At 60.5% G+C, this 26,212-nt stretch carries 20 protein-coding genes; 10 read left to right on the forward strand and 10 right to left on the reverse strand.

All coding sequences use genetic code 11. The features are described 5' to 3' along the window. On the forward strand, positions 1–659 hold a 659-nt coding region (locus ACYVIA_RS19760), incomplete at its 5' end, for an FMN-binding negative transcriptional regulator (RefSeq protein ID WP_460843890.1). Positions 660–829: 170 nt separating this feature from the next. On the opposite strand, the gene tal is transcribed toward ACYVIA_RS19760, so the two are convergent. From tal to pgi, 4 genes are all read right to left on the reverse strand, one after another. After that, a complete protein-coding gene (tal, locus tag ACYVIA_RS19765; protein WP_460843892.1) occupies positions 830–1,765 on the reverse strand; it encodes a transaldolase in 936 nt (311 codons plus the stop codon). A 121-nt stretch (positions 1,766–1,886) separates the two neighbouring features. After that, a complete protein-coding gene (locus tag ACYVIA_RS19770; RefSeq protein ID WP_460843894.1) occupies positions 1,887–2,756 on the reverse strand; it encodes an SIS domain-containing protein in 870 nt (289 codons plus the stop codon). Between the two features lie 3 nt (positions 2,757–2,759). Continuing rightward, positions 2,760–4,241, reverse strand: a complete 1,482-nt coding sequence (zwf, locus tag ACYVIA_RS19775; protein WP_460843895.1) for a glucose-6-phosphate dehydrogenase — start codon at positions 4,239–4,241, stop codon at positions 2,760–2,762. Between the two features lie 188 nt (positions 4,242–4,429). After that, positions 4,430–6,079, reverse strand: a complete 1,650-nt coding sequence (pgi, locus tag ACYVIA_RS19780; protein ID WP_460843896.1) for a glucose-6-phosphate isomerase — start codon at positions 6,077–6,079, stop codon at positions 4,430–4,432. Positions 6,080–6,322: 243 nt separating this feature from the next. Between pgi and edd the strand changes: the two genes are divergently transcribed. The 3 genes from edd (at position 6,323) to rpiA (ending at position 9,772) form a co-directional block, all read left to right on the forward strand. Further along, the gene (gene edd, locus ACYVIA_RS19785; RefSeq protein WP_460843897.1) at positions 6,323–8,236 is read left to right on the forward strand and encodes a phosphogluconate dehydratase; all 1,914 of its coding nucleotides are present in this window, start codon (positions 6,323–6,325) and stop codon (positions 8,234–8,236) included. Positions 8,237–8,240: 4 nt separating this feature from the next. Then, entirely contained in the window at positions 8,241–8,864 is a 624-nt protein-coding gene (gene eda / locus ACYVIA_RS19790) for a bifunctional 4-hydroxy-2-oxoglutarate aldolase/2-dehydro-3-deoxy-phosphogluconate aldolase (protein WP_460843898.1), read from the forward strand. A 236-nt stretch (positions 8,865–9,100) separates the two neighbouring features. Next, positions 9,101–9,772, forward strand: coding sequence for a ribose-5-phosphate isomerase RpiA (rpiA, locus tag ACYVIA_RS19795; RefSeq protein WP_460843899.1), 672 nt, complete (start codon positions 9,101–9,103; stop codon positions 9,770–9,772). 115 nt (positions 9,773–9,887) lie between these two features. On the opposite strand, the gene ACYVIA_RS19800 is transcribed toward rpiA, so the two are convergent. Continuing rightward, positions 9,888–10,160: an oxidative damage protection protein gene (locus tag ACYVIA_RS19800; protein ID WP_460843900.1), complete on the reverse strand. Its 273-nt coding sequence runs from the start codon at positions 10,158–10,160 to the stop codon at positions 9,888–9,890. Between the two features lie 54 nt (positions 10,161–10,214). Further along, entirely contained in the window at positions 10,215–11,525 is a 1,311-nt protein-coding gene (argA, locus tag ACYVIA_RS19805; RefSeq protein WP_460843901.1) for an amino-acid N-acetyltransferase, read from the reverse strand. Between the two features lie 25 nt (positions 11,526–11,550). Between argA and hrpA the strand changes: the two genes are divergently transcribed. From hrpA to dcd, 4 genes are all read left to right on the forward strand, one after another. Next, entirely contained in the window at positions 11,551–15,441 is a 3,891-nt protein-coding gene (hrpA, locus tag ACYVIA_RS19810; RefSeq protein ID WP_460843961.1) for an ATP-dependent RNA helicase HrpA, read from the forward strand. 110 nt (positions 15,442–15,551) lie between these two features. After that, entirely contained in the window at positions 15,552–16,499 is a 948-nt protein-coding gene (locus ACYVIA_RS19815; RefSeq protein WP_460843902.1) for an XdhC family protein, read from the forward strand. Positions 16,500–16,644: 145 nt separating this feature from the next. Beyond that, positions 16,645–17,967 (forward strand): NAD(P)/FAD-dependent oxidoreductase, encoded by a 1,323-nt coding sequence (locus ACYVIA_RS19820; protein WP_460843903.1) that lies wholly within the window; start codon positions 16,645–16,647, stop codon positions 17,965–17,967. 233 nt (positions 17,968–18,200) lie between these two features. Beyond that, entirely contained in the window at positions 18,201–18,767 is a 567-nt protein-coding gene (gene dcd, locus ACYVIA_RS19825; RefSeq protein ID WP_460843904.1) for a dCTP deaminase, read from the forward strand. A 293-nt stretch (positions 18,768–19,060) separates the two neighbouring features. On the opposite strand, the gene ACYVIA_RS19830 is transcribed toward dcd, so the two are convergent. The 4 genes from ACYVIA_RS19830 to ACYVIA_RS19845 all read right to left on the reverse strand — a co-directional run bounded on the left by ACYVIA_RS19830 (position 19,061) and on the right by ACYVIA_RS19845 (position 25,048). Continuing rightward, entirely contained in the window at positions 19,061–19,681 is a 621-nt protein-coding gene (locus ACYVIA_RS19830) for a carbonic anhydrase (RefSeq protein ID WP_460843905.1), read from the reverse strand. A 73-nt stretch (positions 19,682–19,754) separates the two neighbouring features. Further along, positions 19,755–22,004 (reverse strand): Orn/Lys/Arg family decarboxylase, encoded by a 2,250-nt coding sequence (locus ACYVIA_RS19835; RefSeq protein ID WP_460843906.1) that lies wholly within the window; start codon positions 22,002–22,004, stop codon positions 19,755–19,757. Positions 22,005–22,394: 390 nt separating this feature from the next. Next, positions 22,395–23,741 carry an erythromycin esterase family protein gene (locus ACYVIA_RS19840; protein WP_460843907.1) on the reverse strand — a complete coding sequence of 449 codons (1,347 nt, stop codon included), beginning with the start codon at positions 23,739–23,741 and terminating at the stop codon, positions 22,395–22,397. Between the two features lie 95 nt (positions 23,742–23,836). Then, positions 23,837–25,048: an SRPBCC family protein gene (locus tag ACYVIA_RS19845; protein ID WP_460843908.1), complete on the reverse strand. Its 1,212-nt coding sequence runs from the start codon at positions 25,046–25,048 to the stop codon at positions 23,837–23,839. 469 nt (positions 25,049–25,517) lie between these two features. On the opposite strand from ACYVIA_RS19845, the gene ACYVIA_RS19850 reads away from it, so the two are divergent. Together ACYVIA_RS19850 and ACYVIA_RS19855 are read left to right on the forward strand one after the other, a co-directional pair. Then, positions 25,518–25,844, forward strand: coding sequence for a hypothetical protein (locus ACYVIA_RS19850; protein ID WP_460843909.1), 327 nt, complete (start codon positions 25,518–25,520; stop codon positions 25,842–25,844). A 124-nt stretch (positions 25,845–25,968) separates the two neighbouring features. After that, positions 25,969–26,178, forward strand: a complete 210-nt coding sequence (locus ACYVIA_RS19855; RefSeq protein WP_460843910.1) for a hypothetical protein — start codon at positions 25,969–25,971, stop codon at positions 26,176–26,178. Positions 26,179–26,212 lie beyond the last annotated feature (34 nt).

The raw sequence follows: 26,212 nt of genomic DNA on the forward strand, positions 1-26,212 counted from the left end.
GGAGTAACAACGTGTACATACCATCACACTTTGAAGAGTCACGTCCTGAAGTCATGCACGAGCTGATACGCCGGCATCCGCTTGGTACGCTGGTGACGTTGGGGGAGAGCGGACTCAACGCCAATCACATCCCGTTCGAGATTGATCCCGATCCGGCGCCGTTCGGCACCTTGCGTGCGCACGTCGCGCGCAACAATCCGGTCTGGCGCGAGCATGCAAACGATATGGAAGCTCTGGTCGTGTTCCAGGGAGCACATGCCTATATCAGTCCCTCATGGTATGCGACCAAACAAAAAGACCCGCGCGTCGTGCCGACTTATAACTACATGGCGGTCCATGCATACGGACCCCTGCGCGTCGTGGAGGACCGCGACTGGCTTCGCGCCTTGCTGGAACGGCTGACGAATGCGAACGAGGCGGTCGCCCATGGCCCGGAAGGCGCCGGCTTGTGGCGCATCAGCGATGCACCTGAAAGCTACATCGAGAAAATGCTGGCGGCGATTGTCGGGATCGAGATACCGGTGTCACGCCTGGTCGGCAAGTGGAAGGTGAGCCAGAACCAGCCGGCCGTCAATCGGGAGAGCGTGGAGTGTGCGTTACGTACAAAAGGTGGCGAAAGTAATGCGGCAATGGCGGATGCGGTTGCGCGCTTGCGATGAACGCATTACTGAACCGTTGATGCCGGCCGTTGTGAAGAACGTTTCCGCGCCTGCCTTCAGCTGCGGCTGATCCGGTGTCGTGTGTCGATCATGCGCAGCGCTGGATACAGACTGTCTCTATTCCATGCGTCCAGACGCTGCGCAAAGTTCTTTTCAACTCGCGTTACGCGTTAGCGCAGCGCTTCAACCATCTTCTCCAGCTTGACCGCATCTGCGCAGAACAGTCGGATCCCTTCTGCCAGCTTCTCCGTGCCCATAGCGTCTTCATTCAGCATGAAACGGAAGGCCTTTTCGTCCAGCGTGAGTTTCTGCAGGTCGGAGTCCTGCGCTGATTCGGGGCTCAGCTTGCGCGAAACCGGCGCGTCGCTTTCGGACAGCTTCTGCAGGAGTTCCGGGCTGATGGTCAGCAGGTCGCAGCCAGCGAGTTCGACGATTTGCGAGGTGTTGCGGAAGCTCGCGCCCATTACTTCGGTCTTGTAGCCGAACTTGCGGTAGTAGTTGTAGATGCGCTTGACTGACTGCACGCCCGGATCGTCCGCGCCCACGTACTCCTGTCCGGTCGACTTCTTGTACCAGTCGTAGATGCGGCCGACGAACGGCGAGATGAGCTGCACTTGCGCGTCAGCGCAGGCAATTGCCTGCGGCAGGGCGAACAGTAGCGTCATGTTGCAGCGGATGCCTTCCTTCTCCAGCACCTGCGCTGCCTGGATGCCTTCCCAGGTGGACGCGATTTTGATCAGGATGCGTTCGCGCGAAATGTCTGCAGCCTCGTACAGCGCGATCAATGCGCGACCCTTGTCGATGGTGGCTTGCGTGTCGAACGACAGGCGCGCATCGGTCTCAGTCGACACGCGACCCGGGACGAGTTTGAGGATTTCGAGGCCGAATGCCACCAGCAGGTTGTCGATAATCTCGGCAGTCGATTTTCCTGCATGGTCGCGCACCGCTTTTTCCAGCAGGGGCTTGTACTCGTCCTTCTGCACGGCCTTGAGGATCAGCGATGGATTGGTGGTGGCGTCGCGCGGCGCGAAGGCCTTCATGGACTGGAAATCGCCAGTGTCGGCGACGATGGTGGTGTACTGCTTCAGTTGTTCGAGCTGGTTCATCGGAAAGCGTGCAATGAGATGGCGGAAGTGGTCAATAAGTGGTCAATGATACCCGCATCAGACTGGCGCCCGATAGATTTGCATCAGTCCCGGCGCGGGTGGGCAACAGCTTGCGAAACTGTCAGGCCTTGGGTGGATGCCGCAGGAAGAAGTCGAACTGCATGTCCAGTTTTTGCAATGCCTTTTGTGCGTTTTGCATCTTCTTGCGGAATTCCGGCCCGCGCTTGAGCGCCAGTCCGACGGCAAGGATGTCAATGACGACAAGATGAGCAAGGCGGGCCGAGATCGGTGTATAGGGGTCGATGTTGAAGCTGAGGTCGATCGGTACCAGCACGGTTGCCATGTCGGCAAGCTGCGTGCCGCTGGGCGTGAGCGCAATGACATCGGCGCCGACCTTGCGTGCGAGCTGCACGCTGTGCAGCAGCGCGGTATTGTTGCCGCGCTGGGAAATGGCGACGACGACATCGCCTTTCTTCAGCAGGGCGGCGGAAATCGTATGGATGTGCGGATCGGTATAGGCAACTGTCGGCACGCCGGAACGGAAGAACTTGTGCTGCGCGTCGGCTGCCACGATGCCGGAGGTGCCTTGTCCCCAGAACTCGATCTTGCTGGCGCGCGCCAGCAGTTCGAGCGCCTTTTCGATGGCAGCCGGATTCAGGTTGTTGCGCAGATCGAGCAGGGCATTGATGGAGCGGCTGCAGATCTTGTTGACGAGATCGGCGGCGAGGTCGTCCTGTAAGGGCGATTCATCCAGCTGCGGCAGGGCCAGTGCGAGCGTCTGTGCCAGCTTCAGCTTGAACTCGTGCCAGCCGTCGTAACCGAGCGCGCGGCAGAAGCGGACTACTGTCGGCTCGGACACCTGCGCGCTTTTCGCCAGCGCGGTGATGTTGCCCGAGACGGCAAGGTCCGGGTTCTTGAGGACGGCGACGGCGACTTTCTTTTCTGACTTGGAGAGGGTGTCAAGTTGGGTTTTGATCGAGTCGAGCAGCATAGGTCACATTTCGGGCAGCGCTTCCTCGCGCCATTGCAAACCGTCGCGGCCGATGAGCGCACTGGCGGCGGCCGGACCCCAGGTGCCGGCAGTATACGGCAGCGGCTCTATGCCCTCGTGTTCCCAGTAGTTCAGGATCGGTTCCACCCATTCCCACGCGGCTTCCAGTTCGTCGCTGCGCATGAACAGCGTCAGCTGGCCGCGCAGCACATCGAGCAGCAGGCGTTCGTAGGCATCCATGCGCGGCATCTTGAAGGTTTCGCGGAAATCCAGCTCCAGCTCGACCGGCCGTAGCCGCATGCTGTCGCCGGGCGTTTTAGCCATCAGGTTGAGCTGCAGGCCCTCGTCCGGCTGCAAGCTGATGATCAGGCTGTTCGGCTGAAAGCTGTTATAGGGCTGCGCGAAGATCGAGTGCGGAATGTTCTTGAAGCGCACGACGATCTCGGCGAGCTGGTCTGCCATGCGCTTGCCGGTGCGTAGATAAAACGGCACGCCGGCCCAGCGCCAGGTGTCGATCTCGGCCTTGAGGGCAACGAAGGTCTCGGTGCGCGAGGTGGGATTGGCGTTCGGTTCCTTCCGGTAGCCCGGCACCGGCACACCGTCGACATGCCCTGAGCGGTACTGGCCGCGAATGATGTTCTGCGCGAGCGTCTGTGGTGTAAACCGCCTGAGCGAGCGCAGTACCTTCAGCTTTTCATCACGCACCGCGTCCGGCGTGGCGGAGACGGGCGGCTCCATCGCGACGATGCACAACAGCTGCAGCAGGTGGTTCTGCAGCATGTCGCGCAGCGCACCGGCAGTCTCGTAATAGTCCATGCGGTTGCCGACGCCGATTTCCTCGGCGATCGTGATCTGCACGTCGGAGATCCATTCGCGCCGCCACAGGGGTTCGAACAGCACATTGCCGAAGCGTAGCGCCAGCAGGTTCTGCACGGTTTCCTTGCCAAGGTAATGGTCAATGCGGAAGATCTGCGATTCCGAGAAGACTCGACCGACTTCGGCATTGATCTGCCGCGCACTGGCAAGGTCGCGGCCCAACGGCTTTTCGAGCACGACGCGTGAGTTTTCTGTTGCCAGCCCGTTCTGGGCGAGGTTGTGGCAGATGGTTGCGAACAGGCTGGGTGGCGTGGCGAGATAAAAGACGCGGTTGACGGTCGCGCTGCCGCCCGGATTGCGTAGCACGTCGGCCAGCGCCTGGTAGGTGGCGCTGTCCGTCGCATCGAGCGCAACGTAATTGATGCGCTCGCAGAATTTGCTCCATGCCGGCGCGTTGAGTTGCGATTCTGGAATATGCGGTTTCGAATTTTCCTCGACCGTATTGAGGAATTCTTCCCGGCTCCATTCATGCCGCCCGACGCAAATGATGCGCGCGGTGGAGGGGATGCCATTAGAGCGATCGCGGTTGTAAAGCGCCGGCAGCAATTTGCGCATTGCCAGGTCGCCGCTGCCGCCAAACAAGACCAGGTCGAAATCGGTAAGAGCCATGATGAAAAATGTACGTAGAGTGCTTCACTTGCGAACGCCATTCGAACGCCATTCAAACAGAACGGCAGGAAATTTTTATTGTAGTTTGGATGTGAAATTGTTCGAGGTGTTCACCCGGTCAGTTGAAGTAGCAATCCGCGTTGTATTCGGCTCCTGATTTCGCTCCTTGATCTTCCCCTTTTGCTGCACTAAGCCTTCAGCGCAGCTTTCGCCCGTGCAATAAGGCCATTGGTGGAACTATCATGGCCTTGCGGATTGGCATGTCCGGAAAGCTCGGATTCGATGTTCTTTGCCAAGACCTTGCCGAATTCGACGCCCCACTGATCGAAGCTGTTCAAGCCCCACACCACGCCCTGCACGAAAACCTTGTGTTCATACAGCGCAATCAGCGCACCCAGCGTGGCCGGTGCCAAGGTATCCATGAGGATCGTGTTGCTCGGCCGGTTGCCGGGGAAAGTGCGGTGTGGGAGCAGGCGGGCGATTTCCTCTTCGGAAAACTGCTGCGCGCGCATTTCTGTACGCACTTCCTCAGGCGTCTTGCCGCGCATGAAGGCCTCCGACTGCGCAAAGCAATTCGCGAGCAGCACAGTGTGATGGCCCGGCAAATCGTGGCTCGGTTTCAGAGCGGCGATGAAATCCACCGGTGTAATTTCCGTTCCCTGATGCAATAGCTGGAAGTAGGCATGCTGCCCGTTGGTCCCGACGTCACCCCAGACGACAGGGCAGGTTGCGGCACCGACCGGCGTACCTTCGCTGGTCACCTGCTTGCCGTTGCTTTCCATTTCGAGCTGCTGCAGGTAAGCCGGGAACTGGCTCAGGTCCTGGTGATACGGTGCGATCGACAAAGAATTGCTTCCAAAGAAGTTGCGCTGCCAGATGCCGACCATCGCCAGGATGACCGGCATGTTGTGTTCCAGCGGGGAAGTCAGGAAATGCTGGTCCATTGCATGGGCCCCCGACAGGAATTCCGCGAACCGGTCAAAACCGATTGCCAGTGCCAGCGGCAGTCCGATCGCGGACCATAGCGAATAACGCCCGCCAACCCAATCCCAGAAGGGAAACATGTTGTCCGTATCGATGCCGAAAGACCGCACTGCTTCCGTATTGGTCGACACGGCGACGAAATGCTTTGCCAGGCCGGATGGATCATGCCGGCTCAGGAACCATTCACGCGCCGACTGTGCGTTCATCATGGTTTCCCGCGTCGTGAATGTCTTGGAGGCAATGATGAACAGCGTCGTCTCGGGGTTGACTCGGGATAGCGTAGCGTCGAGGTCGTGGCCGTCGACATTAGAGACGAAATGCATCGAGAGGCGGGGATGCACGAAGGAACGCAGTGCGCGGCAGGCCATCTCCGGGCCGAGGTCGGAACCGCCGATGCCGATGTTGACGATATCCGTGACCGGAAGGCCGGTGCAGCCCAGCCATTGACCGGAGCGAACGCGCTCGGTGAAAGCCTGCAACCTGTCAAGCACAGCATGAACCTCTGGCACCACATCCTGTCCATCCACAACCAGCGTGCTGTGGCGCGGCATGCGCAACGCGACATGCAGGACGGCGCGGTGTTCGGTATTGTTGATCCGCTCTCCTGCAAACATCGCCGCGCGCCGCTGTTCCACGTTCCGCTCGCGCGCCAGCTGGAAGAGCAGCTTCATCGTGGTCTCGTTCAGCCGGTTTTTCGAGTAGTCGAGCAGGAGGCCGGCAGCCTCGGTAGAAAAGCGTTCGAAGCGATCTGGCTGCTGCGAAAAGAGTGAGCGCATCTGCCACGCTTTTGCTTCTGCGTAATGTGAGGCGAGTGCCTGGAAGGCAGGGGTGTCGGTGAGGGCAGGTTGGCGCATGGGGCTGGCTTTCCGGCTGATTCGAATTGCCCAACTATACAATACTTTTTGGTAAATTCACTACGCTTGACGATGTTTCGCTGAACGAGTTTTGACCTTTCTCATTGACTGAAGGATCGCTGTCGATTTTGCGGCGACCCTACACGGAAGAATTTTACCTATGGGATGGATTGGACGCCCATCGAGATGAAGGTCCTTCTATTAATGTAGTAAAATTACGTAAAAATTGCTGAGGGCAAGATCATGTCTCTTCATCCGGCACTGGATACTGTCACCGCGCGTATTGTCGAGCGCAGCCGGCCATATCGTTCCGCTTACCTCGCCAGGCTGGAGGCGGCGCGACTCAAGGGTGTGCAGCGCGGAGCGCTTGCGTGTACCAACCTCGCGCATGGTTTTGCGGCATTCCCGGCCAACGACAAGCTGAAGCTCAAGCAGCTGCATGCGCCTTCGGTGGCGATTGTCTCGGCCTACAACGACATGCTGTCCGCGCACCAGCCCTTCGAGCGCTTCCCGCCGATCATCAAGGAGGCCGTGCGGGAAGTCGGTGGCGTGGCACAGTTTGCGGGCGGCACGCCGGCCATGTGCGACGGTGTCACGCAGGGGCAGCCGGGGATGGAGTTGTCGCTGTTCTCGCGCGACGCCATTGCCATGGCAACCGCCATTGCGATGTCGCACAACATGTTTGACGCGGCGGTCTACCTCGGCATCTGCGACAAGATCGTACCGGGGCTGCTGATCGGCGCGCTGCATTTCGGGCATTTGCCGGCGGTGTTCATCCCCGGCGGGCCCATGACCACCGGAATATCCAACTCCGAGAAGGCAAAGGTCAGGCAGCTCTATGCGCAGGGCAAGGTCGGCCGTGACGAGCTGCTGGAATCGGAGGCGAAGTCCTATCACGGCGCCGGTACCTGCACCTTTTACGGCACAGCCAACAGTAACCAGATGCTGATGGAGGTGATGGGCCTGCACATGCCCGGTGCGGCATTCATCACGCCCAACACGCCATTGCGCGATGCGCTGACCAGGGCGGCCGCACAGCGCGCGGTCGAGATCAGCGAACAGGGCAAAACTTACATCCCGGTTGGCCATGTGGTCGACGAAAAGGCCATCGTGAATGCCATCGTCGCGCTGCTCGCGACCGGTGGTTCCACCAACCACACGCTGCACCTGGTCGCAATCGCGCGCGCGGCGGGGATCGTGATCGACTGGAATGACTTCAATGACTTGTCATCCGCCGTGCCGCTGCTGACGCGCATTTATCCGAACGGGGATGCGGACGTCAACTATTTCCAGGCCGCGGGTGGCACCGGCTTCGTGATTCGCGAGCTGCTCGATGCCGGTCTGCTGCATGAAGATGTGACCACCGTGCTCGGCAAAGGACTGCGTTCGCATTGCACTGAACCTTTCCTGGACGGCGACAAAGTGGTCTGGCGGCCATCGCCGGAAGTGAGCGGCGACCGCGATGTGCTGCGCAAATTGACCGAACCGTTTTCGCCGGACGGTGGCTTGCGCCTGTTGTGCGGCAACCTTGGTCGTGCCGTGATCAAGGTGTCGGCTGTCAAGCAGCAGCATCGCGTGGTGGAAGCCCCGGCTATCGTGTTCAATTCGCAGGAAGAGCTGATGCACGCCTACCAGGAAGGCACGCTGGACCGCGACTTCGTTGCCGTGGTGCGTTACCAGGGGCCGCGCGCAAATGGCATGCCGGAGTTGCATGCACTCACACCCGCACTCGGCAGTCTGCAGGATGCAGGACGGCGCGTGGCATTGGTGACGGATGGACGCATGTCAGGTGCATCCGGCAAGGTGCCGGCGGCAATCCACGTGTCGCCGGAAGTGCTCGCAGGCGGACCGCTGGGACGTGTGCGCACGGGGGACATGATCAGGCTCGACGCGGAGAAGGGTGTGCTGCAGGCGCTGGTGCCGGATGCCGAGTGGGCCGAGCGGGACAACCAACCCGCCGACCTGTCGGCCAATCAGACCGGCATGGGCCGGGAACTCTTCGCGGTATTTCGCAAGACCATCAGTGCGGCGGAGCAGGGCGCGGCGACATTCGGCCTGCCGCCTCCGCTGCACATGCCGGAAGAGCACAACAACCCGCTGGCGGTGCCGCAGGAGCAGGCCTACTCCGACGAAGATTTCTTGATTCCACGGCGTTAAAAAAATGAATCTACTCGACATCATGCGCGCGTCGCCGGTGATCCCGGTGATTGCCATCGACGACATCCAACATGCGGTTCCGCTGGCAAAGGCGCTCGTGACGGGAGGCATCCGCGTGCTGGAGGTAACGCTGCGCACCGCACACGGGTTGTCCGCGATTCGCGCAATTGCAGAGGCGGTGCCGGAAGCGATTGTCGGCGTCGGCACCTTGACGCAGCCGTCCGAATTTAAGGAGGCGCGCGCTGCCGGTGCGGCCTTCGGCGTATCGCCCGGATTGACTCCGGCACTGATTGAAGCGGCGCGCTCAAGCGGACTGCCGCTTTTGCCCGGCGTGATGTCGCCATCGGAAGTGATGGCCGCGCGCGAAGCGGGGTTTCGCCAGTTGAAGCTGTTCCCCGCTGTGCCCGCGGGTGGCGTCGGCATGCTGAACGCCATTGCCGGCCCTCTGCCGGATGTGATGTTCTGTCCCACCGGCGGGATTTCACAGGAGACGGCACCGCAGTTCCTCGCGTGTAAAAACGTGGCGTGTGTTGGCGGATCCTGGCTGACGCCGAAGAGTGCCATGCAGGCTGGAGATTGGGCGCAGATCACTGCATTGGCCGCAGCAGCAAGCAGGCTTCGCCCGTAATCGGGCCAGGCGGAAGAATCGGCCTGAGCCAGATGCTACTTCGCCGCTGCCTTATGTCTTGGGATGCTGCCGCCAAAAGGCGCTTCACAACATGCATTGGTCTTTCGGTAGCATGCAACCCTCCTTTCTGCGGCCACGAGGCACCGTGATGCCAAAGTGAAAATCCAGCCGATAAAAGTCGGCGCGGCATGCCGCTCTCCGCTTAAAATACGCGGACTCTTCTTTTGTAATTCATCATGACCCAGGACGAATTGAAACAGGCGGTTGCCCGTGCCGCCATCGCATATGTGCCCACAGGCGAGATCATCGGCGTCGGCACCGGCTCCACGGCCAATTACTTCATCGACGAACTCGGCAAGATCAAGGATCGCATCAAAGGCGCCGTCGCCTCATCCGAGGCGACCGCTGCACGCCTGCAGTCGTACGGGATCCCGGTGCTGGACCTGAACGAGGTGGAATCGATGTCCGTGTATGTCGACGGCGCGGACGAAATCAACCCGCATGGCGCAATGATCAAGGGGGGCGGCGCAGCGCTCACCCGCGAAAAAATCGTTGCCTCGGTAGCGACCTCGTTTGTCTGTATCGCCGATGGCTCGAAGCTGGTCGACGTGCTGGGCGAGTATCCCTTGCCGGTCGAAGTGATCCCGATGGCACATGCGGCTGTCGGTCGCGCCTTGACTGCGCTTGGCGGCCAGCCGCGCCTGCGGATGAAAGACGGCAAGCCGATGGTTACCGATAACGGTGGCTACATCCTCGATGTCGCCGGTCTGCAGATTACCGATCCGGTCGGACTGGAAGCGAAGATCAACGCCATTCCCGGCGTGGTGACGGTGGGTCTGTTTGCGCAGCGTGGCGCAAACGTCGCGTTGCTCGGCACGGAAGAAGGTGTGAAAACCTATACGTTCTGATTGCCTGGGCATTGCCTGGACGATCAAGGCGGTTTTCGACCGTCTTTTCAACGGCGTAAAGCAAAAAGCCCGCTGAGTGATTTCAGCGGGCTTTTTTCGTTGCGATGAAACGCGATTATTCGGACGGCGGCACGTAGCCGGCTGCCTGGTCGGCGCCTTCGCCAAAGAAATGCCGCTCCATCTGCGTCGCAAGGTATTTGCGAGCGCGTGCATCGGCCAGGTTCAGGCGGTTTTCATTCACCAGCATGGTCTGGTGCTTGAGCCAGCCTTGCCAGGCTTCCTTGGACACGTTTTCGTAAATCCGCTTGCCCAGTTCACCCGGGTACGGCGGGAAATCCAAGCCTTCGGCTTCCTTGTTCAGTTTGATGCAGTGGATCGTACGGGCCATGTTCTACTCCTCGTATTGTTCAAAATGTCTGCCAGCTTGGAGAAGGCAGGCGCGTTAAAGTTGCTTGATCAACACCAGCGACTTGCGTTGCCAGTTGTACATGTGTTGCCGGTCTTTCGGCAAATCGTCGACGGTGGCATGGACAAAACCGCGCTTGAGGAACCAGTGCGCGGTGCGCGTCGTCAACACAAACAGCTTGGTGAAACCGGCGGCGCGCGCCCGGTTCTCCATATGTTTCAGGATGCGCTCGCCGTCGCCTTGGCTTTGCACTTCCGGATTGACGGTGAGGCAGGCCATTTCCGCCATCTTTTCGGCGGGGAATGGATACAGCGCGGCGCAACCGAAGATGACGCCATCGTGCTCGATCACCGAGAAATACTCGATTTCACGTTCGATCAGTTCGCGGCCGCGTTTGACCAGCGTACCGTCCGACTCCAGCGGCTCGATCAATTTGAGGATGCCGCCGACATCTTCAATAGTGGCTTCGCGCAAAGTCTCGAGGTTTTCGGTACTGACCATCGTGCCGACGCCATCGTGCGTGAAGATCTCCAGCAGCGCCGAACCATCCATTTCGAAGGGCACCATATGCACGCGTGGCACGCCGCTGCGGCAGGCTTTAACGCACGCCTGAAGGTAGAACGCAGCGTCTGCCGCCAGATGGCCGCCCTTGAGCAAGGCATCGGCCTGCGCGGAAGTCAGCTCCCGCAAGTCGCGGCCCTCGCGGTCGGTCATCATCGGCGTCTCGGTCAGGAAGATCAGCTTGTCGGCGCGCAGCGCAGTGGCCGCTGCGACAGCGACATCTTCCATCGTCAGGTTGAACGCCTCGCCGGTCGGGGAGAAGCCGAGCGGGGAAAGAAGAACCAGTCCACCGGCACTTAATATCGGATGGATGGTCTCATAGGCAATCTTGCGCGCGGCGCCGGTAAATTCCAGGTCAACACCGTCGATGACGCCAATTGGCCGTGCAGTGACGAAATTGCCGGAAATGATGCGGATCGCCGAATGTGCCATCGGTGTATTCGGCAGGCCCTGGCTGAAGGCGGCTTCGATATCGAGGCGCAGTTCGCCGGCGGCTTCCTTCACGCATTCCATCGCCGCAGCGTCGGTAATACGCAGGCCGTTGTGATAGCGTGCCTTCAGATTGCGCAGTCCAAGCTGCTCCTCGACCTGCGGGCGCGAGCCGTGCACGATCACAACCTTGATGCCAAGTGCATGCAGCAAGGACAAGTCCTGCGCCAGCACGGGCAGGGCGCCGGACACGACCAGCTCGCCCGGGAAGGCGACCACGAAAGTCTTCCCACGGAAGGCGTGAATGTACGGCGCAACCGAGCGCAGCCACTGTACGAACTCAATAGGGTTTTCCATGTTGCGCATTATAATTCGCCCCGATATGTCTGCACCCGAACAAGCCCAAAAAAACCAGTCCAAGCCCCGCCAACCACAGGGAAAACCCGAAGCGCCAGCGGTACGCAATCCACTGCCGCCCATCACCTTTCCTGAAGAGCTGCCGGTTTCCGGCCGTCGCAAGGAAATCGCCGACGCATTGCGCGCGAACCAGGTGGTCATCGTCAGCGGCGAAACCGGTTCCGGAAAGACCACACAGCTGCCGAAGATCTGCCTGGAACTTGGGCGTGGGCAGCGCGGGCTGATCGGCCATACCCAGCCACGCCGCATCGCGGCATCGTCCACTGCCAAGCGTATTGCGCAGGAGCTGGGCTCGCAGTTGGGCGAGCATGTCGGCTTCAAGGTGCGTTTCACGGATACGCTGTCGAAAGGAGCCTCGGTCAAGCTGATGACCGACGGTATCCTGCTCGCCGAGACGCAGACCGACCCTCTGCTGAAGCAGTACGACACCATCATCATCGACGAGGCGCATGAACGCAGCCTCAATATTGACTTCCTGCTCGGTTACCTGAAGCAGTTGCTGCCGAAGCGGCCGGACCTGAAGGTGATCATTACTTCGGCGACCATCGATGCGGAACGCTTCGCGCGCCACTTCGGGCGTGGCGACATGCCAGCGCCGGTGATCGAGGTATCAGGTCGCCTGTATCCCGTGGAAGTGCGCTACCGGCCGGTGGAGCCCTCCGACAAGGATGGACGGCCCTCTGCGCAAAAAGAGCAGCGCGACTTGATGGATGCGGTGGTGGATGCGGTGGATGAACTCGCCCGCATCGGCCCCGGTGACGTCCTCGTCTTCCTTCCGGGCGAACGCGAAATCCGCGATGCCGCCGAAGCGCTGCGCAAGCACCATCCGCCCCATGTGGAAATCCTGCCCCTGTTTGCACGCCTGTCGGTGCAGGAACAGGAGCGCGTGTTCAAGACCTCCAACGCACGCCGGATAGTACTGGCGACCAACGTCGCGGAAACCTCGCTGACGGTGCCGGGGATCCGTTATGTGGTGGATGCCGGCCTTGCACGCGTGAAGCGTTACAGCTATCGCAACAAGGTCGAGCAGTTGCAGATTGAGTCGATCGCGCAATCCGCCGCCAATCAGCGCGCAGGACGATGCGGCCGCGTCGCCGCCGGTGTCTGCATCCGGTTGTATGAAGAGCTGGACTTCCTGCAGCGGCCGAAGTTTACCGATCCGGAGATCCTGCGTTCTTCGCTGGCCGCGGTCATCCTGCGCATGAAATCCCTGCGCCTGACGGATGTCGAAACCTTCCCGTTCATTGAGCCGCCGCTGGGGCGAGCCGTTGCGGACGGCTACCAGTTGCTGCAGGAGTTGGGCGCGGTCGATGACAGCAATCAGCTCACGTCGCTTGGCCGGCAGCTGGCGAAATTGCCACTTGATCCGCGCGTCGGGCGCATGATCCTTGCCGGGCGCGACAATGCGGCGCTGAACGAGGTGCTGATTATTGCGGCCGCTCTCTCCGTGCAAGACCCGCGCGACCGTCCAATGGACGCACAAGACGCGGCAGACAATGCTCACAAGAAGTTTGCCGATGAAAAGTCCGAGTTCCTCAGCTACCTGAAGATTTGGAAGTGGTTCGAGGAAGCGATCGAGCACAAGAAGTCCAACAAGCAGTTGATGGAAAGCTGCCGCGCCAACTTCCTGTCCCAGCTTCGCCTCCGCGAGTGGCGCGATGTGCATTCACAGCTGCTGACGCTGGTGCGCGAGCAGGGCTGGCGACTGAACGAATTGCCGGCCACTTATGAACAGCTGCACACCGCCTTGCTGACCGGCTTGCTCGGCAACGTTGGCTTCAAGATGGAAGACGAGTCGCAGTACCTCGGTGCGCGCGGCATCAAGTTCCACATCTGGCCGGGATCTACTCTGGCGAAGAAGGCTGGCCGCTGGATCATGGCCGCAGAACTAGTGGAAACGACGCGACTGTATGCGCGCACCATTGCGCAGATCCAGCCGGAGTGGCTGGAGCGCGTGGGCGGTCACTTGTTGAAAAAATCCTATGGCGACCCGCGCTGGGAGAAGCGCACGGCGCAGGTATCCGCATTCGAGCGGGCCACGCTGTACGGGCTGGTGGTGTACAGCCAGCGCCGCATCAACTATGGCCAGATCAATCCGAAAGAGGCGCGCGAAATCTTTATCCGCAGCGGGCTGGTGGCGGGCGAATATGAAACCCGAGCACCATTCCTCGCGCATAACCAGAAGCTGGTGCGCGAGATCGAGAACCTCGAACACAAGTCGCGCCGGCTTGATGTACTGGTGGATGAGGAGTTGATCGCGGCGTTCTACGACGAACTGATTCCGCAGGAAATCCATAACGGCGCCGCATTCGAAAAATGGCTGAAGGCTGCGACAGCAAAGAACCCGAAGCTGTTGCACCTGAATCGCGACGACCTGATGCGCCACGAGGCTGCGGGCGTGACGACCGACCTGTTCCCGAAGACGATGACGGTGGCCGGCGTGGCGATGACGCTGTCCTATCATTTCGAGCCGGGCAGCCCGCGTGACGGCGTGACACTGACCGTGCCGCTGTATGCGCTGAACCAGGCGTCCGCCGATCGTTGCGACTGGCTGGTACCCGGCATGCTGAAGGAAAAGGTGCACATGCTGCTGAAATCATTGCCACAGAAGCTGCGCCGCCATTGCGTGCCGCTGCCGGACTACGCAGCGGGTTTTTGCGAGCGGGCAGAGTTTGGCAAGGGCAACCTGATTGACGCGCTGATCGCCGATGTGCGTGAACGAACCGGCGTGATGGTCAAGACCTCCGACTTCAAGCTGGAAACGCTGCCGGCGCATCACTTCATGAACTTCAAGATCGTCGACGAGCACGGGCGGCAGCTGGAGATGGGGCGCAACCTCGCGAGCCTGCAGGCGCAGTTTGGCGGACAGGCGCGCGAAGTGTTCCAGAAGCTGGCGGAAAAATCCGTCGTCACACCGGTTGACGGCGGCGATGGCAAGCCGGGCGCAGCGATAGAGAAAGCCGCTGCGGCTGACGGTGCAGCCATTACCGACCAGCAGAACCTGACGACCTGGTCGTTTGGCGAGCTGCCAGAATTGCTGGAGATCCAGCGCGGCAAGCAGACGCTGATCGGCTTCCCCGCATTGGTGGACAAGGCGACACATTGCGATCTTGAAGTGTTCGATGATCCCGCGGAAGCCGCGCGAGTGCATCGCATCGGATTGCGTCGCCTTTTCGCGTTGCAGCTGAAGGAGCAGCTCAAGTATCTGGAAAAGAATGTCCCCGGCCTGCAGCAGATGGGCATGCAGTTCATGTCGCTTGGCACGCAGGAAGAGCTGCGCGACCAGATCATCCAGGCGGGGCTTGAGCGCGCCTGCCTGCAGGATCCGCTGCCGAAGAATGCGGAGGAGTTCAACCGCCGCAAGGATGAAGGCAAGTCGCGCCTTGGACTGCTGGTGAACGAGATTGCACGCCTTGCATCGCAGATACTGGCCGAGTACTACACCTTGCCGAAAAAGCTGCAGGGCGCAAAGGCGCATGCGCAAAGCGTCGCCGACATGCAGTCGCAACTGCAGGCGCTGATTGGAAAGCGCTTCATTGCGGACAACGACTATACGCAGCTGACGCACTTCCCGCGCTACCTGAAGGCGATCAATGTGCGCCTGGAAAAGCTGCGAGCCGATCCTGCGCGGGATGCGCGCCTGATGGCCGAGTGGGCGCAGGTTGCCATGCCGTGGCAGCGCGCGCAGAAGGATCGGGGCGCGAAAGACGGGCAGAGGAGCAATGATCCAAAGATGGTCGAGTTCCGCTGGCTGCTGGAAGAGCTTCGCGTATCCCTGTTCGCGCAGGAGTTGCGCACGCCAATGCCCGTGTCGGTCAAGCGCCTGCAAAAGGTTTGGGAATCCATGCAGCGCTAGAGGCTCAAGGGTGCAGCAAGACCTCTTGCGCCCTTACGGCCGCTCAAGGATTGCGTGAGACGCTGCGCTATGATGCGCATTCTCCAACCTGAAACCGGACTCGTCCCGCCATGGATAGCATCGATCTGGAAGTGCTGAAAGCGTGCGAAGACTGGCTTGCGCGCGGGCGCAAGTGCGAGCTGGTGACTGTCATCCAGACCTGGGGCGCAAGTCCGCGCCCGGCCGGCGCAATGCTTGCCATTTGTGATGACGGGACCGTAGTCGGGTCTGTGTCCGGCGGTTGCATCGAAGATGACCTGATCGAGCGTGTGCGCAAGGAGGGCATCCGTCGCACGCAGCCGGAGCTGGTGACGTATGGTGTGACCGCGGACGAGGCGCATCGCTTCGGCCTGCCATGCGGCGGCACGATCCGGCTGGTCATCGAGCCTCTCTCATCGCAAAGCCGCATTGACGAGTTGTTGCAGAAGGTATCTCGTCAGGAACTGGTTTCCCGCACATTGAACCTGAAAACCGGCGAGGTGCGTCTTGCGCCAGGCAGCCCGGATCAGCAGGTACAGTCCGGCGAGGCGATGCTCACCACGCTGCATGGCCCGCGCTGGCGGCTGCTGGTCATCGGGGCCGGGCAACTGAGTCGTTTCCTGGCGCAGATTGCAACGGGAATGGATTACCACGTGACAGTGTGCGATCCGCGGGAGGAATATCGGAACAACTGGAACCTGCGCGGCGTGGAGGTGGTGCACATGATGCCGGACGACTTCATCATCGACCGCCGCCCCGATCACCGATGTGCGGCGGTCGCTTTGACGCACGACCCCAAACTCGATGATCTCGCCTTGATGGAAGCGTTACGGTCGCCTGCCTTCTATGTGGGCGCCATCGGCTCGCAAGCAAACAACGCCAAACGACGCGAGCGGCTGCGTTTGTTCGACCTCACCGACGCGCAGCTCGCGCGGCTGCACGGCCCTGTCGGAATCTTCATTGGCAGCAAGACCCCTCCCGAAATCGCGATTTCCATCCTTGCAGAGATGACAGCGGTCAGGAACGGCGTCCTTGAATAATGCCGGGCGGTTGATATTGTTCAATTAATAATAGTTTCGCGCCGATATAGTGCCTTTTGTACATCCTCGCCCCTAAGGAGATGGAAATGCAAAGATGCAACAGGCGCTTCGCCCAGAAGATTGCGCGCACCCGAGAGGTGCTTGCATGAGGCATGTCATCATCGGCAATGGGCCGGCAGGTGTAATCGCCGCCGAGACCATTCGCAAGAACTCACCCGATGACGACATCCTCCTCATCGGAGAAGAGCCGGCACCTCCTTATTCCCGCATGGCAATTCCTCATCTCCTCGCCGGCGACATTAATGAAGCGGGAACCTACCTGCGTCGTGAAAACGGGCATTTCGCGCGCCTGCGTATCGGACAGAAATACGGCCGTGCCGTGCATGTCAGCACCAGGACCCGGACAGTCAAAATGGAGGACGGCAGCGCAATTCCCTTCGACAAACTCCTGATTGCAACAGGCGCATCGCTCCGCACTCCGCCCATTCCCGGCATCGATTTTCCCGGCGTGCATGGCTGCTGGACGCTGGACGACGCGCGCCGGATCATGCAGCTGGCGAGTCCGCGTGCCCGGGTTGTGCTGATTGGCGCAGGCTTCACCGGTTGCATCCTGATGGAGGCACTCGCCAAACGCGGTGTCGACCTGACCGTGATCGAGAAACGGGATCGCATGCTGCCGAATATGATGGGCAAGGCGGCCGGCGACATGGTGCAGCGCTGGTGCGAGCGCAAGGGAATCAAGGTGCATACCTCGACACGCGTGACGGCAATCGGTGCCAGCCTTCATGACATCGGTTCACCGCGGATTGCCCGCTTGTCCACCGGCGACCAGCTTCCGGCGGACCTCATCGTGTATTCGGCAGGCACGGTGCCCAACATCTCCTTCCTGCGGGGCAGCGGCATCCGCTGCCTGCAGGGCGTTGTGGTCGATGCATCGATGCAGACTAATATCGACGGGGTGTACGCCGCCGGCGATTGCGCGGAAACCTTCGACACGGTCAGTGGCCGCAGTTTCATCGCCGGCGTGCAGCCGAACGCTGCCGACCAGGCTTATTGCGCCGCGTTGAACATGACCGGCCGGAATGCCTTTCAGCGGGGCGTGCGCCAGATTGACGTGCTGGACACGATGGGTCTTATCTCCTCATCCTTCGGGCAATGGCAAGGGGTAAGGGGCGGCCAGTGGGCGGAAGTCGCCGATGAGCGTAATTTCAAGTATCTCCGGCTGGAGTTCAGCAAGGACATGCTTATCGGCTGCAATGCGATCGGGCTCACCGAGTACGCAACCATTCTCCGTGGCCTGATCCATCAGCAGGTGCGCCTGGGCGAATGGAAGGACCGACTGCTGCGGGATCCGACACTGCTCAAGGAAACCTACAGCGAATGCGTGCAGCAGCAGTATGTGCATCAGGCATCGGCCTTTTATCACCCGAGAGGACGTACGCCCGAGCCCGCCAGGCAGGCCGTTTAATCGACATTCATTGATCGTCGACGGCACCGTGAATAGTCCGACAATGTTTCTCCCGCCCTCGCGCCGGCGAAGGGCGGATTACTGACAATCGTCCCTTGCAAATTGTGGTCGGGGGGATGTTTTCGCGTAAAATCGCGGGGTTTAGCTCAATCGACGTGCCCGCGCCATGCAGATGAGGTGGTGCTCCGGTCTGTTGGGCTTGTCCTATTCCTCACCAATCCTCCGCGAACAGAATGAGCATTAAATCCGACAAATGGATCCGGCGCATGGCGCAGGAACACGGCATGATCGAACCCTATGAACCGGGGCAGGTACGCCATGTCGACGGCCACAAGATCGTCAGCTACGGGACTTCGTCGTATGGCTACGACATCCGCTGCGCCGACGAATTCAAGATCTTCACCAACATCAACAGCACGATTGTCGACCCGAAGAACTTTGACGAGAAATCCTTCGTCGACTTCAAGGGCGACGTCTGCATCATCCCGCCGAACTCCTTTGCTCTCGCGCGCACGGTGGAGTACTTCCGCATCCCGCGCAGTGTGCTGACGATCTGCCTCGGTAAATCGACATACGCCCGCTGCGGCATTATCGTTAACGTGACCCCGTTTGAGCCTGAGTGGGAAGGTTACGTGACGCTGGAGTTCTCGAACACGACGCCGCTGCCGGCAAAGATCTATGCCGGCGAAGGCTGCGCGCAGGTGCTGTTCTTCGAAAGCGATGAAATCTGCGAGACGTCGTACAAGGATCGTGGCGGCAAATACCAGGGTCAGCGCGGCGTGACACTGCCGAAGACTTGATCTCCGGTTAAACCGTTTACCCACACACATTGGCGGCCATGGACCGCCAATGTTTTTTCCAGGGTACGCCTGACTTTAAACGGGCTATACGAACAGCCCCGTGCCCGATCTGTTCAGTCCGACATCGTGGTGCGCTTGCAGCAACAGCCGTATGGACTTGTGAAACAGGCGGCCGGTAAAGGCCGGGTAAGGAAGGTCAGTGACCGGCCGGTTCTTGTCGCGGGAAATGACATCAAGGAACCGGCTGACCGTGCTGAAACAGGGCCGTTAGATGCCCGTCACGGCAGGTGGGATTACGGCACGGCGTCGAAGAATTCCACTTCGCCCGTTTCCAGCGAATACTCGGCACCGACGACCAGCAGGCCTTCGTTCTGGATCAGGTTTTCGAGAATTTCCGAACCATGGCGCAGCTGGTTCGCGGATGCGCGGATGTTGGCGCGGACTGCCTGGTGCATCAATGCATGCGGATTGTTCTTCAGTTCCGTTTCCAGCAGTGTCTCCACCGACGGGCGCACGCGATCGACGATGGAGCGCAGGTTGCGCGACTGGTTTGCTGTCGGGCGGCGCAGTTCGTCGAGGGTTGCGCTGATGGCGCCGCAGTTGGTGTGGCCGAGGACGACGACCAGGCGCGTGCCGAACTGGCCGGCGGCGAATTCTACGCTGCCGATCTGCGAGGGGGCAACGATATTGCCTGCGACACGAATGACGAACAGGTCACCCAGACCCTGATCGAAGACCAGCTCTGCAGGCACGCGCGAGTCGGAACAGCCAAGGATGATGGCAAACGGTTCCTGCCCGGTGGCGAGTTCGATGCGCCGTGCATGGTTCGGCATGGAGTTGAGGTTCTTGATGTCGGAAACGAAGCGGCGGTTTCCTTCGCGCAGGCGCTCCAGCGCCTCACGTGCTGTGATCATGGTGTTCTCCTCTTGTTGATCTTGGTGCCTCGTAGGCATTCTACAAAAAGGGCGCCTCGTGGGCGCCCCGGTGTTACTTGACGCAGTCCACGTAATAGCCGCGCCTGCCGCCAGCCTCCGCTCTCACGAGGCCATGCACGTCGGTCTCGAAGCCGGGGAACTTCTCGTTGAAGTCCCGTGCGAAACGCAGGTAGTCGACGATAGTCTTGTTGAAGCGCTCGCCCGGGATCAACAGCGGGATGCCAGGCGGGTAGGGCGTCAGCAGAATTGCAGTGACGCGGCCTTCCAGCTCGTCAATCGGCACGCGCTCGATTTCACGGTGCGCCATCTTCGCGAAAGCATCCGACGGCTTCATCGCAGGCTGCATGTCGGATAGGTACATCTCCGTCGTCAGGCGTGCGACGTCGTAAGCCTTGTACATGTCGTGGATGCTGTGGCACAGGTCGCGCAGGCCGATGCGCTCGTAGCGCGGGTTAGCTGCGGCGAACTCGGGCAGGATGCGCCACATCGGCTGGTTCTTGTCATAGTCGTCCTTGAACTGCTGCAGCGCAGTCAAGAGCGTGTTCCAGCGGCCCTTGGTGATGCCGATGGTGAACATGATGAAGAACGAATACAGGCCGGCCTTCTCGACAATGACGCCATGCTCCGCCAGGTACTTGGTGACGATCGACGCCGGGATGCCGGTCTGGCCGAACTGGCCATCCAGCGACAGGCCCGGCGTGACGATCGTTGCCTTGATCGGGTCGAGCATGTTGAAGCCCGGTGCGAGCTTGCCGAAGCCGTGCCAGTCGTCCTCGGCACGGATCATCCAGTCTTCGCGGCTTCCGATGCCGTGCTCGCCGAATTCGTCCGGTCCCCAGACCTTGAACCACCAGTCCTGGCCCCATTCCTCGTCCACCTTCTTCATCGCGCGGCGGAAGTCGAGCGCTTCCAGGATGCTTTCCTCCACCAGCGCAGTGCCGCCCGGCGGCTCCATCATCGCGGCAGCGACGTCGCAGGAGGCGATGATCGCGTATTGCGGCGACGTAGACGTATGCATCAGGTAAGCTTCGTTGAACATGTCCTGGTCGAGCTTCACTTTTTCCGAATCGCGCACCAGGATCTGCGACGCCTGCGACAGGCCCGCCAGCAGCTTGTGCGTGGACTGGGTGGAGAAGATCAGCGATTCCTTTGCGCGCGGGCGATCCTTGCCGATCGCGTGCATGTTCTTGTAGAAGTCGTGGAAGGTTGCATGTGGCAGCCACGCTTCGTCAAAGTGCAGCGTGTCGATCTTCCCGTCCAACATCTCCTTGATGGTCTCGACGTTGTAGACCACGCCGTCGTAGGTCGATTGCGTGATGGTCAGGATGCGCGGCTTCTTGTTCTTCGCTTCGCGTGCGAACGGGTTGGCCTCGATCTTCTTCATGATGTTTTCCATCTTGAATTCTTCGAGCGGAATCGGGCCGATGATGCCGAGGTGATTACGCGTCGGCATCAGGAACACCGGAATCGCGCCGGTCATGATGATTGAGTGCAGGATCGACTTGTGGCAGTTGCGGTCCACGACGACGATGTCGCCAGGGCCGACCGTCGAGTGCCACACCATCTTGTTGGAGGTCGATGTGCCGTTGGTGACGAAGTAGCAGTGATCGGCATTGAAGATGCGCGCCGCATTGCGCTCGGAAGCGGCCACCGGGCCGGTATGGTCGAGCAGCTGGCCGAGTTCTTCCACCGCGTTGCAGACGTCGGCACGCAGCATGTTTTCACCGAAGAACTGGTGGAACATCTGGCCGATCGGCGACTTCAGGAAGGCGACGCCACCGGAGTGGCCGGGGCAGTGCCAGGAATACGAGCCGTCCTTCGCGTAATGCACCAGCGCGCGGAAGAAGGGCGGCGCCAGGCTGTCGAGATAGGACTTTGCTTCGCGGATGATGTGGCGCGCGACGAACTCCGGCGTGTCCTCGAACATGTGAATGAAGCCGTGCAGTTCGCGCAGGATGTCGTTCGGGATATGGCGCGAGGTGCGGGTTTCGCCGTACAGGTAGATCGGGATGTCGGAGTTCTTGTGGCGGATCTCTTCCACGAAGGCGCGCAGGGATTTCAGCGCAGATTCGACTTCTTCGGTGCTGCCGCCGCCGAACTCCTCATCGTCGATTGACAGGATGAAGGCTGAGGCGCGCGATTGCTGCTGCGCGAACTGCGACAGGTCGCCGTAGCTGGTGACGCCCACGACTTCCATGCCCTCGTTTTCCATTGCTTGGGCCAGTGCGCGGATGCCGAGGCCGGAGGTGTTTTCGGAGCGGAAGTCTTCGTCAATGATGACGATGGGGAAGCGGAATTTCATCGAGGTCTCCAATAACAGGATGGTTCAGGGAGACGCCTGGGCAAGTCGCTGCAACAACCGCTTGCGCGCCGAAAAGCTCAAAAAGCCGGATATTTTCGCAGATATGGAAATGGTATGGGGAAAAAGGTCGAAATCGATGGGAGACGCGAACATGACTTCGACAGCGAGTGGCTTCAGCCGTTGAAATCATGGCAATTTGATGAGGAAGTTTACCCGTCCGTCGCGCTCTGCGCCGCAGCGCCGTGCTGTACCTGCGGTGGCCGAAACATTGCTGCTCGGCCATGCCGAAATGCAACGAGAGCCAAGTAGTGTGGGATTTGCAGGATGTACGGCATGCTGGCGCGACCACGGTGGCCAACACGAGGCCGCGGCGCCGGCGGGGTGCCGCTCTCACACGCCGGCCGGGTAGGTTTCCGGTGCTTCGCCGGTTTCCCAGTGCGCGGTGATCTCCAGAGGCACGACCGCCGAAGTCTTGTCGAAGTGCAACACCATGTCGAATTGCTGTGCCAGATGGGCATAGAAATAGTGGCTCTGCCTTTCGGTTGCCGGTGCATAGATCACGCCGATCGCGCGCTCGAGCAGCGCACTCGATGGAAGGACCTTCGCATCGTGCAACGGCAGCATGAACCGCGACAGTCCGGTCCGGTGGAACGCCTCTTCGTAGCTGCCGGGCAAGGCGCGCCGCACCTGCTTGGTTTCTGCCGGCCCGTCCCAGTCCGAGGCGGCCGTCACCGTTCCTTCGTAGGTGGTAAAGCCGATCAGCACCGTATCGTCGCGATAGCGCTCCCGCGCCAGCTGTCCTACGTTCCACTCGCCTTTATAGCCCAGCTCGGTCGCCCTGGCATCGCCGATGTGCGAGTTGTGCTCCCATACGACGATCCTGGCCGGTTTCCCGGGGCGGGAAAGGTGGACGGCGAGCGCATCCAGCGTATCTGCCATGTGCTGGTCGCGCAGGTTCCACGAGGAGATGCGTCCCTGGAACATGGTCCGGTAATACTTTTCTGCGTTCTTCACCAGCCGGGCATTTTGCTCCGCATAAAAGTACTCATCGTCGGCAAGCTGGCCGTCCCGGTACAGCGCGGCGCGGGCCTGCAGGTCGCGCAGCTGCGCCACCACGGCATCTTCGCAGCTCGGCGACATGCCGTAGCTGGTTGCATACCCGTAACGCTGGCTGTCCTGGTGAAAGTGATCGAAGCAGGCATAGCGGGCGCGGGCGTGGCGGGCCGCTTCCGGATCCATCTTGTTCAGGTAATCCAGCACCTCCTTCGTCGAAGTGAACAAACTGTAGAGATCAAGGCCGTAGAAACCGACCTGCGACGCGGTATCGCCGCCTTGGGCAGAGGTGAGGGCGGCGTTATGGCTGCGCAGCCAGTCGACGAAATCGACCACATCCGTGTTACGCCACATCCAGGTCGGAAAGCGCTCGAAACCGGCCAGTGCGCGCTCACTCGTGGGATCGTCGCCCACACCGCGCACGTAGCGGTTGACGCGATAGGCGTCCGGCCAGTCCGCCTCGACCGCGACGGCATTGAAGCCTTTCTCCACGATCAGTCGCCTGGTGATTTCCGCCCGCTCCTGATAGAACTCGTGCGTGCCGTGCGTCGCTTCGCCCAGCAGCACGAAACGTGCGTCACCGACACGCTGCAGAAGGGGATCGTAGTCGCCGGTGCTGCCATTCAGAATATGCGCCTGCGATGCAATGGCGACGCTCAACGGGGAATTGGTCACGGTTGACATGGCGTTTCAGGCAAAAACTGTTTGCGTTGAACAATCCTGCTTGCGCCGGCTTCCCGCGGCTGCTGAGGGACAAGACCGCGGGACGGTTCACGTTTTCAGTGCAGTCCGGCGCCGGCACTTCGTTGCTGCAGGCTTTGGGCGCCGCCGATCGGCTGTGCGGCATCGCCCGGCGGAATGCCGCTTTCGATGAATTCCTTCATCCTCATCAGGTCTTCATCCATCTGGCGCTTCGGGTTGCCGTTGAACAGGGAAGCGAAAGCATGGCCCAGCGCACCGCCCGGCGGGTTGTACACCATGTGCACGCTGACACGCGTACCGCTGCCTGACGGCTGGAAGCGAACACTGCCACTGTGCTGCACCGTGGAGCCCGGCTCGCTGTTCCAGGCCAGTACATTCGGCCGGTCGGATTCCGTCATCACGGCATCCCATTCCACCTTGCTGCCGGCTGGCCCGCTGACGACCCAGTGCGAGCGGCCGTTTCCGAGATCGCGCACTTCCTGCACGTTGGACATGAAGTGAGGGAAGTTCTCGTAACGGCTCCACTGGTCGTAGACGGCCTCCGGAGAGGCTTCGATATAAATGCTCTTGCTGAGGTCGATCACCTGTCCCGAGGGGCGGCCCATCAGGCGGTTGAAAGGCCGGTTCATCAGGCTGCGCGTGATCAGGCCAACCCCCAGTGTTGCAACCGCAACGCTGGCCGGTGTCCTGCGCGTCAGGCCATACAGGCTCAGCGCACCGCCGCCCACCGTTCCAATGGCACGCAGCGCCGGCGACCAGTTCTCCTGCATGACGGAAGAAGCTGCACGCCGCATTCTTCCTTCGCCCTGCAGGCTCGGGATGCCGCCTGCGCTTTCATGCACTTCCAGCTTGTCGTCGATCTCGGAGATGCCGGAGACAGACTTTACGCAGTCGAGCAGTTGCCCTTTCTCGCTTGCAAGGATCGGTCCGTGCAGGCTGACGCAGCCTTGCGTCACGTTGACCTTGATCGCACGCGGGTGGGATACGACGCGTCCGATCTCCTTCCTGACACGCGCCACCATCAGCTCATCGCTGTCGGCTTCCTGCTGCTTGCGCGAGAAAATCCGCGTCGCTTGCGCCCGCCAGCCATGCGCACGGTTGCTCAGGTCGCGTGATGCAACATCGATGGCGCCGCCGGTCTTCACGGCGAGGCTGCGCATCTTGTCCGTTGCCAGCGCGCGGCGACGGCGGCCGCGGTCCGGGTCCGTCATGTACATTGCCGCTGCGCCAACTGCAGCGGCACCTAACAACTTCACCAATGACTGAGCAGATGAGGATTCCTGATTCATGACCATCTCCTTTCTTGGGGTTAGTAGCATCGATGAGGCAAGTGGAGCACTTGCCTGAATGGAGCAATCCGCCCTTCCTGTGCGCACCATGGCGACATAAAGCCGGGCAGATCCGGAGACAAAGCAGTTCGACAGGAGTACGCCGAAGATGTTGCGTTTTTGTTTTCAGTTTGGCGCATCAAAGGCAAAAGGCAAGGGCGGCAAGCCTGCAGATTGCCCCGGCGGAAGTGAGAGCTTTCTCCCCGGCCTCTTTGCAATCGAGACCGGAACTATCAACTCGCGCGGTGCTCAATTACCTCACCTTTAGCGTCAATTCAGCCTGACTGTACCGTTGATGCCGGCCGCCTTGCCCACGGCACAGCGTTGCATGGGGCTCGCCGAGGCCTTCTTGTCGTAGCCCTGCTGCGACGCGTCGCCTCGGCCTCAATCGGCCAGTCAGACTGAAACGGCTCTAGCGAAAGGAGTGAACATGCAAGCGAGTTCGGTCAAGGAGCATTTTCCTCACGTTAAACAGTGCATCGATAACGCGGCGCAACTGTGTCAGATCACCAGGGATATTCCGGACGATTTGCGCAACAGCCTGAGCCAATTGGGACGCGAGTCGGATGAAGCAGGCCAGCTGCTGGAGCAGGAAAAGAACGAGGAGAACATTCGCCGATGCGTAGACCGGATGGAAAAGCTGGGGGACCACAGCATGCAGGCATGCAAGCAGTCGGGAAAGATCGACTGGGAAGTTGAGAGTGCCGTGCGTGAGGCGCACGACGCGATCGCAGACCTGAAGCATCGCCTTCACTGAGGTGGCCTGACACTGACGACGCCTCGTTGCCGCATCTGCAACGCAGTGGCACCACAAGCAGTGACACGGCAACAGGGAAATTTGCGCGGTTGTGCAGGACATGGCCGCGCGCAAGGAGCGCATCATGAATCACAATCCCCCGCAGCAATCGCAACAGCAGGCAGGCGACAACCAGCAGTCAAGCGCGCTCCTGCCCGAAAAGCAGGATCAGGGCGTGTGGGTGGGTGGCGGACGCGAGCCCGTGCATCCTGACGACATTGGCGACGACGGCGAATATCTCGGCAAAGACATCCAGATGCAGCAGCGCCGGTCGACCGATACCAGTGACGATTAGAGCCGATCCAGTACGCTGCAACCACCTGCAGCAA

The sequence above is a fragment of the Noviherbaspirillum agri genome, assembly GCF_054780595.1.